Origin of the sequence: Enterococcus sp. 5B3_DIV0040, assembly GCF_002140755.1 — a bacterium.
Lineage (GTDB): Bacteria > Bacillota > Bacilli > Lactobacillales > Enterococcaceae > Enterococcus_D > Enterococcus_D casseliflavus.
In genome coordinates this window covers 1,448,709-1,461,282 of record NZ_NGLC01000001.1, presented here as the reverse complement: position 1 = coordinate 1,461,282, position 12,574 = coordinate 1,448,709, and the positions used below count along the sequence as shown (strand labels likewise).

Genomic DNA, 12,574 nt, shown 5'->3' with positions numbered 1-12,574 from the left:
CTGTTTTTTTATAACTAACTGCCATATAAATGTAGAAGCTTACTTTTCAAGCTCTTCAAACAGCAATTTTTTATCGGAAAGCTGATGAACTTGATTATGCAGATCGTCAAACAAGTGAATCACATTTTCTTTCGTCTCGTTCACTTCAAAAAGAATCTCTTTGGCACGATCATGAATCCCATCGATCCGCATTTCTGTTGTACGGATCATTCGTTCAGATTCGATTTTCGCTTCCTGAATTGTGCGATTCGCTTTTCTTCTAGCAAAGACTAAGACCTCACTGATTTCTGTTTGGAACTGCTCGTTTTCGATTTGTAGGGCTGCATTTTCTTCCCTTAATGCTTCGATTGTCGCCTGAAGCTCTGCGACTTCTTCATTTGATTCGCTAGCTGATACATTTGCAGCAAGCTCTTCTTTTTCTGCCAATTGCTGTTTCAAATCAGCAATTACCTCTTGCAGCTGCTGGATTTCTTGCCGCTTCAAGGTCCATTCAGCGCGTTCCTTTTCGTAAGTTTGTTTCTCTTGTTGCTCTTTTTCTTGCTGAACAGCTAACTTGGCTTCTAATTGCTGGATTTTTACTTCAAGTTTTTCTGTATCTTCTTTTGCAAGCTGCTCTTCTAGGTCTTTGACTTTCTTATTCGCTTCTACTAGCGAAGCTTTTAATTCTTTTGCCTCTGCTTCTTGTTGAGCCACTACCTTCTGCTGTTTTTTTAACTGATTTTTTTCTTCCTGTAGTTGCTCATTTTCTAAAATCAATTCTTTGATTTCAAAAGATAAATTTTCAATCATATGATCCTTTTCTTGTTCTTTTGACTCTTGCTTATTTGTCTGGTTTGTACTCAATTCTTTCTCCATACGTTCTCCTTTATCTTCAACGAGTTGACTATCCTTGGCGTAGCTATCACGGTTGCCAGAGGACTTTTGCTGCACTGCTATCTTTTTGACACTTTGCTCTATCTGCTGATCTCCAGCCACTCTTTGGTGAGAAATCGGTTTTGCGAAAGTTTGTGCGACAGGTTTTACTGCTTCTTTCTGGGTTTTAGGGAGTTCATTGTCTGCTGGTCGATTGGTCTCGTCCTCATTTTTTTCAGGGGTAGCCTTTGCGGACCCTTGATCCTCAACGATTCCCTCTTCTTGATTTGTCTCCTCAAATTCATTCAGCTCTTCTATGGATAATTGATTCACTTCATCCATTAGCTTTTGGGCAGAAAACCAACCTTTGTTTTTCTTTTTCATCATTAATTTTTCACACTGCCTTTTTGTTCATTTGTATTGATCGTTTCACTTTGATCCGTTTGAGGAGTAGACGATATGCTCTCGCTCCTCTCGTTGTTGTCTACTTCTTGAGCATCAGTGTTTGGGAATCTGCGTTCTAAAAGGGTCCAGACCCCATTCTCGTCACGAATGATCGTCTGCTCAAAGGACTGATCAGAATCCTTGGAAAATTGGACAGAGAAGGTTCCTTGGGTGATCAGGGGAACGTTCTGCATATCATGGAGTAGACGAGAAAAATTCTCTTCCCATCCGTTTAAGTCATCAATTGATGGTAATTTGCTAGATAGAACAATCGAGATTTCTTGCAAAGGCTGATCAACAAAAATCATCGCTACAGTGCGACCTAGATATGGTGATAACTGATAGGCCAACTCATATTCAGCTGCAAACTGTGCTTCACGATCATTGGAGACGAGTAAATGCTCCCAATCAATCGCTTCAAAAGAAAAGCTGTTCTCAGGATATGCAAAAATCGGCATACGCATCCATTCCGTTTGTTCAGTTCTTAGCGCGAAGACTTCCTCTTTCAATTGACTGGTTTCTTCTTGCAGCTTTTGCAAATGAATGCCGCCTGTCAGCTGAAAAACTGTTAGTAGCAAGACACTTACGATTATGGCACTACTGCAGCCCAATACAATTAGCAGGTGCCCACTGCGCAGGTTGTGCTTAAATAAACGCAGTTTCCTTTTGGCTAAAGCATCTGACGACAGCTGCTTTTCAACTTTTCTTAATAAATATTCTCGATACAATCGCCAACCGATGATACTACCTGCTCCAATGGCAAGCAGTATCATCCCAATATAGATAAAAATCACAGTCTCTTCCTTCCATCAAAACTAAAATTCGTTTTATTCATCCCTTTTGATACAAACTTAGTCTCGTTGATATGTTGCAAGAAATGAATCATCGCAAACTTCCTTTCAAGAAGCTGATGTGTCAGAAGAACGTGGTCACCACACCATAAAAGGTTTTACTTGAAATGATTCCAAATTCTCTACTATCACTTGAAGTGAGCAGTGCATCGCCAACGACAAAGTACTCATCTTCTTTGAGGTACCCCCGAATCGGCAACGCCTCAACGGCTTCATCCTTCACAGTGATCATAAATGAAAAATCAAAGTCAGTATCCTCCGCCCCAATCAACAAACGCTCCTGTGTACGAACGAAGGAATCCCCCGGCACACCAATCACTCTCTTGATCAAAAATTTCCCTTCCTGTTCGAAAGCGATCAGCTGATAGCGATTTGGCTGGCGCTTTTTATGGATCAGCACAACTTGTCGATCCTCGATCGTCGGCAGCATGGACGTTCCTCTGACTAACGCCAGTCGATACGGCTGAAGAAACGCAATAAGCAAAAGGACCATCAAAAAGATACCGCTGATAGGAAGACCTATTTGTCTATGCCTTTTACTCATATTGCCAGCCCTCCATCCTTATTTTGGCATAATATATGAAACACTTGATGAGTGCGCCAATTCATTGCTGATCACGCGATAAGAGATTGTGGTTCCACCATAGACATTTCCTTCTGAAACCAAAATACCATTTGGACCAACGGCTTCAACAAAAGCGACATGCCCATAACGAGGATCAGATCCAGCTGTTCCAGGTGCAAAAGAGATCATACTGCCTGCTTTAGGCGTTTGACTGACGTTGTAACCTAAACGTCGTCCGGTATTGCCCCATTGACCACCATTTCCCATGTAGTCATCTACTTGACCGCCTAATTGACTCACGCGATTGAACACATACCAAGTACATTGTCCAACAGGATACGAACCAGAAAGATTGTAGTCACGACCGTTGTATTCTCGAAATGTCATGAGGGAGCGATACTCTTCTGGAATTTGTTCTTTTCCTTGGATAAACAAGCCTGTTTCTGTTGCGATCACTTGGTCATATTGCGTCAATCCATAGACTGCAATCAGTGAATTGATTTTTTTACTATAATTAACATCGGTCGCATAAGTGCCCGTCAAAGCATCTGCTGCCCGAAGATAGTTTTTTGATTCAGAGCGCCACACGTCTTGATAAAAGGTTGGATTTCCAGTGATTCCTCCGCGAATCAATTTGACATAATCAGCCATGGAATCTCGATAACTTGAATAGGAACGAAAGGCGGCTTGAATTTGGAATAGTTCTCCGTTGCCTTTATCTTCCATTGTTGGTAAAGTCACGCTGTTTCCTTGATAACTGCCTTTGATCCCAAAAAGGTTATAATGGGGACTGCTGGAAAGCCCGCTGTCGCCACTGCCGCTTTCAAGGATCGCTTGCGCGATCAATACAGAAGCAAAGACATCGTATTCTTGCCCTAAGCTTTGGGCTTCTTGTGCCAATGTTTCAATAAACGTCTGGGTCTTTTGATTCACTGTAAATTCGTAAGGGGCTGGATATTCAGTAACTAGCTTTTTGCCATATGTAGCCAATTCAGGATTTGATAGCCGTCTGATCGATAGCGGCTCTTCGATAGAAACCCGCTGAACTTCGATGGCAGTTTTCGTTGGCTCTTCTTGATTTGTCACTAAACTTGCTTGGTAACCATCTGCGAGGTAGATACCGATTAACTTATTTGCGTCATATAAAAGATCCCCCGGTTGTAATTGTTCAACCGGCTGTTCTTTTTCTATCCAGCTAGCTTCTCCTTTTATAACCGCTTTGATCCGTTCATTGATCCATTCGTCCATCGTCAATGGTTCTTCTAGTTCACCAATTTGCCCGATGATCTCGTAGACGAATGCCGCTTGCCATTGCGCATCATAATCAGCTAATATCGGCAAGGTGAAATCTAACAGATTCGAATCTGCGATCTTTGCTGCCCGAAAACTCTCTGGTAAATCAATGGTACGTCCATCATAAAAAGAATTTTTCAAGTGAGAAGTAGCATCTGGTGATTGAACGACAGGGTTTATTACTTGCTCAGGTGCAATAATCGGAGGTGTTTTCGGCTCCTCTTTTTTTGCATTTTCAGTATTTTCGTTGCTCTCAGTTGAAATTTCATTTTCTTTTGGTGCCAATGACTCATCAATCAAGTCGGTCTCTTTTGGCTTGTTCTCTGTTTCTACTTCTAGATCGTCCGTTTCAGCATCTATTTTTTCCTCTTCCTCGGAAGGTTCCGCGGACTCTGATTCCTCTAGTTCGGTCGTTTCCGATGACTCGGTCGTTTGCGTTGAGTCTGCTTCTTCAGACGAATCAAGAGATTCTACAACGGTATCTGCTGTTTCTGAATCCATAAGCGGCTCATTTGATTCGGAGGATAACTCGGTCGAGCCCTCCGTTTGCTCTTTGCTGACGTCTTCTTGACTCTCTTGGGCTTCTGCTGCCGATGAATCTTGGTCATCAAGTTGCTGTTCGACATTTGTATTTTCTGAATAGTTATCAGGCTGAGGGCTTTCTTTCGCCAGTAATACGGGAGAAACAAAAAGTTGGCTTGCTAAAATCCCAGCACTGAATAATGTTAAATATGACTTCTTTTTTCTACTCTTCATACAGTTTCCTTTCTCTTGTTTCAGCCGGCATCATTGGTTTTGATCAAAACCTGACGAACTGATTCAAAGTTGCTTGAATAGTTTTTGCACGAGTTTAGGTGAACTCTGTATCTTCGCGATTATTTTTGAAGCAAACGATTGATTTAGCCAGCTTAAGCAGATTTTGCTCAGCAGCGTGATCTACCATAAAAAAGCGTTAAAATCCACTGCTTTTCAACCGATTTATTCACTGTCTTCCTATCAAGAATGGAAGCTGTCATAGGCGTCAACAGCTTCCATTTGATAAGATTGAGCATCGATCATTCGGTAGATGGGACAAAACTTAACTCCCATTCAATCGTTGCTTGATAGGTCATATTACGCGGATTTGATCCAATGGGTACTTCAAGTTTGACACTATCCCCCATCGTCCCCATATCCCCGTAGCGCTGAATCCAGGTACCGCTTCCTTCATTTGCATCCGCTTCAGCGATCAAAGCGGGTACCCCAGGATCAAGGATCATTGATTCACTATAAGTGGGAGGAATTGCTGAATTGGCGGCATTCGTCAGCATAACTGCATTTTCTAAAATAATTCGTGCACCCCGAAGTTCTTCTCCTCGATCATTACGAAATCCTGCAGCAGATAATGTCGCGTTTAGTTCCCAGCCGGTAAATTGAGCGCGACGGTCAGAAATCTGCACGTAATTTGGCCGTTCCTCAGTTACTGAGCCATCTGCACTGCTAAGACGTTGTGGCAATGCCTTGTACTGTTTGGTATCTGCACTTATCGATACATCTCCAAAGCTATACTGGGAGATGAAATCGATACTGATAAACCCTAAATGTTCTGGTATATCCGGTTTATTTTCTGGATTCACTTCAATATCTGGCGCGATCGGATCTCGTGGATTCATTGTGGCAATCTCTTGAACAACTGTTTCAGCTGTATCGAATTTTCCATTTAAGAAAGCGTAAGCCGTCACCGTATTATGTTTTGTAAACCGATCCCCCTCGGCTAAGGTCAAGCTGAAATCACCATTTGCATCTGCTTGAAGATGAAACAAGCTGTTATCATCAAAAGAGGGTGATTGCAGTTGCGGTGCGGGAATCGCTGGATCTCCGTCAAAACGAATCACACTATAAGGTGTGGCTTTTCCCTTAATGATTCTTGAGCCTTCCAGTGCCGGGTCTTCCGTTAATGGTTCTAAATGAACCTCGACATCTGGAATATATTCAAATAGGATACGTTGTGCTCTTGTGGTAAAATTCGCGCGAAAATGATCAACGATCTCTTGTGAGATGGAAGAAACATTCGAAATCGATGACAAGGTAGAGGCAAAATTCACTTTTAAATTGAAGATTGGACTCCAACTGAAGTCTGGTTCCTCCGTCAAGTTTCCATGCCGCCATTGCTTCGCAGCTTGAATATCCACATCTAATAGCCCGCCGCTGCCGGAAATCGAAATAAGGCTACTATTTGCTGCATTTCCGGTAACCGCCCTTGTTTTCTCTAAATTGATGCGTTGTGCATCCGCAAAAGTGAAGGTTGAGGCCGAGCTCAAAAATGTCATCAAGGAATGAGAGGGATTGGTTCCGTCCGACTTAATATCCAAGACTCCTTCTTTAGCAACAATAAATGTGGCGGCACCGGCTACATGGATCACTCCGGAGGTGGTGGTCCCTTGATTCACTGCATCAATTTCGACACTGCTTTTATTTCCAATAAGCATCGTGCTTCCAGCACCCATGTAGATAATGTTATAGCCCCATCCATTGAGGCTTGTGGTACGTCCATCAGCTTTGATTACCACTTTGCTATCCTCAGACATTTCAAAGTGGGCGCCGCTAGCATACATACTGATTGCGGGGGAGTTGGCTCGGGCAGTCAAATGAAGCTCTGATCGATTACCGATATTGATCCGTCCATTCGCAATATAAATATTTGCTCCAAAAGCCTCACCGGCTGTTCCAGCAGCACGCAGGGACATCTTTGCATCATTGCCAATAGTCATACGCCCCGTTGCATAATATAAATAGATATTGCCGGAATTTATTGTCGACATGTCAACTGTTGCGTTATCAAGAATTTCTAATTGTGTTACTTCCATATTCGCTTGGTTGGTTGCATTGATCGTTTGCACACGTCCAGATCTGGAAGTATATGTCGGAGTTTGATGCGATATTACTTCGCCAGACATAATAACAGGTGTCGCTAACGAGTGGATCAACTGATTGCCCGCGTTGGTTAAATTGTGGTAACGCATTCTGGATAGATTTTGTTGCGGAATACTCATATTCGTAAAATTCATGAAGCCATAATAGTTGCCATGAACGATATCGATATTTTGGTACGTGATATCCCACGGCGTTGCACTATTGACGGTACTATCATAAAATCCGACAGCAACAGCTCTAAAGTCGATTTGATACCCATTGCCTTCGATCACAAGCGTTCGCGAAATTCCAGAAGCATTGGTCCAAATATAGGCTACCCCATTCGACGGGTTGGAAGTTGCACTTCCCGCAGCCACTCCGGAAACTCCTTGAGTAGGATTGTTTGATGATTCAAAGTCATTTACGATATTGATATAATTTACTTCTCTATTCACGATTGCCGCCATAAACTCTTGCCAGTTGGAAACATCCCGGTGACTGATTTCGTCTAACGGTGTGACAGGTTCTGTCAATTGGGCAATTGCTTCTGCTTGGTCAGCTTCTGTGTCTTGCTGATTCTCATTTAGGTTCGCGTCATTAGAAGGTTGCGTGGTTCGTTTCCCTTCCTGAGGCGTATCTGATGGTGAGACCTCTGTCTCGATCGTTTCATTATCTGCATCATCATCCGAGTCCTCTTCCCCTTCATCTTCTGCCTGTACTTCGATCGTTAGTTCCGCTTCACCTATAAAAAGTCGATAATCGCCTATTTTATTAAAGACGATAGGAATCTCGAACTCCATTAGCTCTTCATCAAAGGTAAGCGTCCATTCCTGTTCTTCTTCAGACAGCTTCTTATTCTTCACTTCTGCAGCAAATTCTTCTTCCACGATCGCTGCTTCTTTCGCTACAACTAGCGTAATCTCATTTAAAGGTTGGCTTGATACGACGAAAACGTCGATCGGTTGATCCACGACACCTTCAATCACACTAACTGGAAACTGAAAAAAAGGTTGATGGATGTCAAATTCTTTTGTTTGGATCGGTTGTGTTGCTTTATCAAGCAAGGACATATTCTGCGTTTCGTCCAACGGTTCAATCGTGTGATCGATGGCGTGGATTTCCGGCAATAGGATACTGCTCAGACTTGGAAAAAAAGTTTGCACACTTAGTAATCCAATAATGATCGCAATTATTACCTTGTGCGGGGTATTCTTCATTTCAACTTTTCCCACCTTCCTTTGCATTTTTTTTCTTATGAACAATTAGGATGATCGCAATAATTAGAAGCAAGCTGATTAGACCAGCCGTGGCGATCATCCACCAATTGAGTGACGTATCTACAGTGACATCGAGTTCATTTAAGCGGCGAGCATCTTCTGCCTCTACGCTAAATATCTGTTCCCAAGACCACTCTTCCTCTCCTGACCGCGCAGTAAGATTCAATACATACTCCCCATTACGAAAACGATCGCCATCCAAGGGAATTGGGAAATGCATATGTGAATTAGGAGCCATTTGCATAGATGATTGACTTGTTTCATATAAGATCGTCTCACCATCAACAGAACGAATTTCAGCTGTTACTTCCAATTGATTGACAAATGTTGCTGTATAATTTTGGATAACAGCACTAAATACGTTTCGGTAGTTTACTTGATCGGCAAAAACATCAAGCAGTTCCAATCCCGGATCCGTTGCGGACCGATTGTTGCTTACTACCACACCAATGACATAGGAAAATGCGTTCCGAATGCCTAATCCTTCTTCAGCAGATTGTGTTTGCTCCTCTTCCGAAATGACCTCTTTGATTCGAATGCCACCTGCCAAAACCCCTTTGAATTCCTCTTCTGGCATCGTAATCGGTAAAGAAATGATTCGTTTTTCTAATGGATCTAACAATACGGTTTCAGGCACCTCTACCAGTTCATCAATTGATGCAGGTAAAGTCGGATCAGGGGATTCTGCATCCCTGCCATATTCCACAACACCATTCACATTCGTAAATGCCGTATGGGCAGAAATTTCTATTTCGATCGCTTGATCAGAACCATTTTCGATCTCTAAAGCCAATTCATCACGTTCTCCTGCCCCAAGATTTAAATCGAAATACCCCAACGCCCCTCCTTCCAGCTGACTTTCCGGTAAGATAGGCGTCACATAAAAGTTTAATTCTGATTCTGTCTGAGCATAGCTCATTCTTGGTGAAAAAAAGAATGATAGTAGGATGACCGCACAGGTAACCGTTTTTATCCATTTCATTCTCATACGTTGTTCAGTCAAAAGTGGTTCTCCTTCCAAAAAAGGCAGGAATAATTTACTATTCCTGCCAGTTGTTTCTTGTTGCAAGCTATGATCCTTCTTACGGATTTACTGTTTCGCCGCCACTATCAACAGAAGCAGTTAGCGTCCATGTCATTTCAGCAGTATAGTTAGTTGCTAGCTGCGTGGTAGAGCCTGGTACAAATAGTTGAATATCATCATTTCTGATCATTTCGCCTTCTTGTTTATTAAGATTTTGTTCCGTCAATTTTTCCTGATCTCCCCAGTAAATCGATGAAGCGCCCGCGCCTTGACCGACCGAAGCACGCATGACAGGAATGTCTTGATCGTTGACATCTAGGATCAACGCATTTTGTTCTTCATTATTGATAACGGCACTTGGCTGTAAGTCTCGATCACCCTCGCCTTTGTTGAACACGATTTCAGGGTTTGCCAACTTGATTTTTGCCCCAGTCAAGACATCTCCTGATTCAGAAGTAAAATCAGTTAGACTAACATTTAATGTCCAACCAGCATGCGTTCCTCGGGTATCTTGCACTTGGGCAAACGATACGTACGGTGTCGTCCCTGATTGATCAGCCAAATTACGCTCGTCAGCAACGATTGAATACCAACGATCACTGGTAGAAATAGCATTCTGACCAAAATCGAATGTTTGTGGTGCATAAGCAATGGTAAATGGGCCCGTTTGTCCTGGCGGTGTTGGTTCGATTGTTTCTACTTCTGGGTGCACGACTGGCGGTTGTACCACTGTTAGATCGCTTCCGTCTGAGGTAAACCCTACAACGTTATCGGTAGTCGTTTCTAATGAAGATTGGGCAAAGGCTTGAACGCCTCCTGCTAGTAAAGTGGTGGATAATACAGCGACCGTAGCTAAACGAATCTTTTTCATTTCTAGTTCCTTCTTTCTTTTTTTATTCAGTACAAAACCAAGTTACTGAACCGTTTCTCCGTCCGGTCCAGCTGTTGCAGCCAAAGTCCAAGTAAGAGTTGCTTCATAAAGAGCAGCGTCTTTTGCTGTTGATCCAGGAACAAGTAACTCAATTCCAGCATTTTCAACAACCTCTGCACCTGCTTCTACTTGTCGATTGATTTCTTCCTGATCGCCCCAAACGACTGACGATACGCCAGCACCTTTTGTTTGAGCAGCGGTCAGAACCGAACGTTCACTATTTGTAGCATCTAAAATCAATCCATCCGCATGAATTTGTGGCTCATTTTCTTGGTTGCTTCCGTTATATTCCAATTTTGGCGAATTAAAACGAATTCTTGCTCCAGTCAGTTCATTATTCTGTGTTCCTGATTCAAAAGCACTTAAGGAAACTTTTAAATCCCAACCAGCATTTGTCCCACGCGTATCTTGGACTTGGGCAAATGAAACATAAGGAACTCTTTCTTCACTATCTTCCGCGTCTTTTAGCTTGTGTAATTCAGCCACTAGCTTATATTCTTGATCGGTATTAGAAATCACTTGCTCACCGAAATTAAGCGTAGGTGCGTAAGAAATGGTCAATGGTCCCGTTTGTCCTTCCGGGCCGACTGGATTGATCTCTACATCTGGACCATTAGGACCAGGATTTGGTGGTTGAACTACTGTCGCTTCGCTATCGTTTGGTACAAAGAGAACTTTCCCTTCTGTATCATGGTTTGTTACACTCTCAGTAGCGAAGGCTTCCGCGCTAATAGTAAATAAAGTTGCAGCTAAAACAGCTGCCGATGCAAATCGTACGAATTTCAAATTCATCCCTGCTTTCAAATTATTTGTCTTTTCTTTTTAACCATCACAAATTTTGATCGATGTTTGGTATATTGCACATACAATACAACCAGTACAAGCAGTAATCCAAGAAAGATTACGCCGTAAGTTCTTGTCTCGTTGGTCTTTGGTAAAATACCACCTGGTTTTGCTACCTTGTTTGGTGGCGATATATTCTCTGTAGGGCCTGCTGGCGGTCCTGGTTCGGGTTGCCCAATAGGCTCATAAACACCGGTAAAGAGCACAGAGCTTTCTGTTTCAACCGACTGCACTTCCTGAGCATTCACCGCTGCCGTAGAAATAGTTATCCCATAAAAAAGAGTGCAAAACAGAACCATACGAACTAATTTCCATACCTTTTCTCCTTTCATTCTCCCTCCTCCTCTATACTTGCCACGTCTTATAAGTGATCTTTTCAAAACAGCGTTTGCCTAAGACCCGTTAACAAAAATGATTTTGAGATCGTTTCAGAATCATTTGAGATGTGCAACGCTTTTTCTGTCATTCGTAAAATAGCAGAGAAAGACTTATAACTTTTGACAAAGTTCACTATACTGATGATTTTCACAGATTTGAAATATTATTTTTCACCAATGGGTGAATTTTCTTATTAATTTTACGTTTTATTGACCAAAAATAAGCATTTTTATAAAAAGAAAGGGTAAAAATTTTGCGAAAGAAGCCCATCATACTAAGCTTACAAATAGTTTCAAAAAAAGGCGTATTGGAAGGTTCATTTCGCATCGAGCATCCCCCCCACACGATCTCTTTGTGAAAAAACACCTGATTTTGAGTGGTGTAAAAAAAAAATTCAGTAAGCTTATGTTTTTCCAGTTACTTGAAAGGGCTTCAATAAAGGGTATTACGTTAATCACCTGTTCTTTTATCAATTTATGCAAAAAAACGCTAAGCGATTTCGCTTAGCGTCTTGATCCTAGTTACTTTTGGTCTATGTTCACCATTAAATGGTTTTCTTCCCCTTCATGCGAAGCTTTCCTTCTTGGCACATCGCCAACAACGGGCAAATCTCACACTTTGGCGCCCGTGCTGTGCAATGATAACGGCCAAAGAAAATCATCGTATGGTGGGTTTTGACCCATAATGGTTCGGGAATCTTTTTCATCAACGTTTGTTCAACTTCTAGTACATTGGCATCTAATTTACAAATGCGCAATCTTTTTGACACCCGTTCGACGTGGGTATCGACAGCGATTGCCGGTATCCCATAGGCATCACCAAGTACCACATTCGCAGTTTTTCTGCCGACACCTGGCAAAGAAACCAAATCTTCTCTTGTTTTCGGCACTTCACCACCAAAACGTAGCAATAGTTCCGAAGCACAAGCTTTGATATTTTTTGCCTTGTTTCGATACAGACCGATCGACTTGATTTTTGCAATCACATCTTCTAAAGGTGCTTCGCTCAAAGCTTGCGGTGTAGGATAAGCCTCAAAAAGTGCCGGGGTGACTTTATTTACCGAGACATCTGTTGCTTGCGCACTTAAAATGACTGCGATCAATAATTCAAACGCATTTTTGGATACTAATTCACCATGCGCTTCGGGAAACATCTCGTACATTGTTTCGATGGCGATCATAGTTTTTTCTTTGCTGATCATAGGACTATTTGAACTCCTTGTCT

Annotated in this window: 11 protein-coding genes; all 11 read right to left on the bottom strand. The window is 42.2% G+C overall.

The window, feature by feature from the left end; genetic code table 11:
* Positions 1-39: 39 nt before the first annotated feature.
* Complete coding sequence (locus A5883_RS06860) at positions 40-1,239, bottom strand: hypothetical protein (protein ID WP_086338186.1); 1,200 nt, start codon at positions 1,237-1,239, stop codon at positions 40-42.
* Entirely contained in the window at positions 1,239-2,090 is an 852-nt protein-coding gene (locus A5883_RS06855; protein ID WP_254907825.1) for a hypothetical protein, read from the bottom strand. Before A5883_RS06855 ends, A5883_RS06860 begins: the two co-directional genes overlap by 1 nt.
* A 121-nt stretch (positions 2,091-2,211) precedes the next feature.
* Positions 2,212-2,691 (bottom strand): signal peptidase I, encoded by a 480-nt coding sequence (lepB, locus tag A5883_RS06850; protein ID WP_015509748.1) that lies wholly within the window; start codon positions 2,689-2,691, stop codon positions 2,212-2,214.
* 18 nt (positions 2,692-2,709) lie between these two features.
* Positions 2,710-4,761 (bottom strand): glucosaminidase domain-containing protein, encoded by a 2,052-nt coding sequence (locus A5883_RS06845; protein ID WP_086299455.1) that lies wholly within the window; start codon positions 4,759-4,761, stop codon positions 2,710-2,712.
* A gap of 299 nt (positions 4,762-5,060) precedes the next feature.
* Positions 5,061-8,114 carry a WxL domain-containing protein gene (locus A5883_RS06840; RefSeq protein ID WP_254907824.1) on the bottom strand — a complete coding sequence of 1,018 codons (3,054 nt, stop codon included), beginning with the start codon at positions 8,112-8,114 and terminating at the stop codon, positions 5,061-5,063.
* Between the two features lies 1 nt (position 8,115).
* Entirely contained in the window at positions 8,116-9,243 is a 1,128-nt protein-coding gene (locus A5883_RS06835; protein ID WP_005236047.1) for a DUF916 and DUF3324 domain-containing protein, read from the bottom strand.
* Positions 9,244-9,256: 13 nt separating this feature from the next.
* Positions 9,257-10,069 carry a WxL domain-containing protein gene (locus A5883_RS06830; RefSeq protein WP_008379817.1) on the bottom strand — a complete coding sequence of 271 codons (813 nt, stop codon included), beginning with the start codon at positions 10,067-10,069 and terminating at the stop codon, positions 9,257-9,259.
* Positions 10,070-10,111: 42 nt separating this feature from the next.
* Positions 10,112-10,915: a WxL domain-containing protein gene (locus A5883_RS06825; RefSeq protein ID WP_086299650.1), complete on the bottom strand. Its 804-nt coding sequence runs from the start codon at positions 10,913-10,915 to the stop codon at positions 10,112-10,114.
* Between the two features lie 14 nt (positions 10,916-10,929).
* On the bottom strand, positions 10,930-11,304 hold the full coding sequence (locus A5883_RS06820; RefSeq protein WP_086299457.1) for an LPXTG cell wall anchor domain-containing protein: 375 nt from the start codon (positions 11,302-11,304) through the stop codon (positions 10,930-10,932).
* A gap of 193 nt (positions 11,305-11,497) precedes the next feature.
* Complete coding sequence (locus A5883_RS19370; protein WP_061054153.1) at positions 11,498-11,677, bottom strand: hypothetical protein; 180 nt, start codon at positions 11,675-11,677, stop codon at positions 11,498-11,500.
* Positions 11,678-11,894: 217 nt separating this feature from the next.
* The gene (gene nth / locus A5883_RS06810; protein ID WP_005236053.1) at positions 11,895-12,551 is read right to left on the bottom strand and encodes an endonuclease III; all 657 of its coding nucleotides are present in this window, start codon (positions 12,549-12,551) and stop codon (positions 11,895-11,897) included.
* Positions 12,552-12,574: the final 23 nt, after the last annotated feature.

Excerpts from the sequence above, each read along its gene's own strand:
- A5883_RS06860 (WP_086338186.1), bottom strand. The coding sequence starts at position 1,239 with ATGATGAAAAAGAAAAACAAAGGTTGGTTTTCTGCCCAAAAGCTAATG.
- lepB (WP_015509748.1), bottom strand. The coding sequence starts at position 2,691 with ATGAGTAAAAGGCATAGACAAATAGGTCTTCCTATCAGCGGTATCTTT.
- A5883_RS06845 (WP_086299455.1), bottom strand. The coding sequence starts at position 4,761 with ATGAAGAGTAGAAAAAAGAAGTCATATTTAACATTATTCAGTGCTGGG.
- A5883_RS06840 (WP_254907824.1), bottom strand. The coding sequence starts at position 8,114 with ATGAAGAATACCCCGCACAAGGTAATAATTGCGATCATTATTGGATTA.
- A5883_RS06830 (WP_008379817.1), bottom strand. The coding sequence starts at position 10,069 with ATGAAAAAGATTCGTTTAGCTACGGTCGCTGTATTATCCACCACTTTA.
- A5883_RS06820 (WP_086299457.1), bottom strand. The coding sequence starts at position 11,304 with ATGAAAGGAGAAAAGGTATGGAAATTAGTTCGTATGGTTCTGTTTTGC.
- A5883_RS19370 (WP_061054153.1), bottom strand. The coding sequence starts at position 11,677 with ATGCGAAATGAACCTTCCAATACGCCTTTTTTTGAAACTATTTGTAAG.
- nth (WP_005236053.1), bottom strand. The coding sequence starts at position 12,551 with ATGATCAGCAAAGAAAAAACTATGATCGCCATCGAAACAATGTACGAG.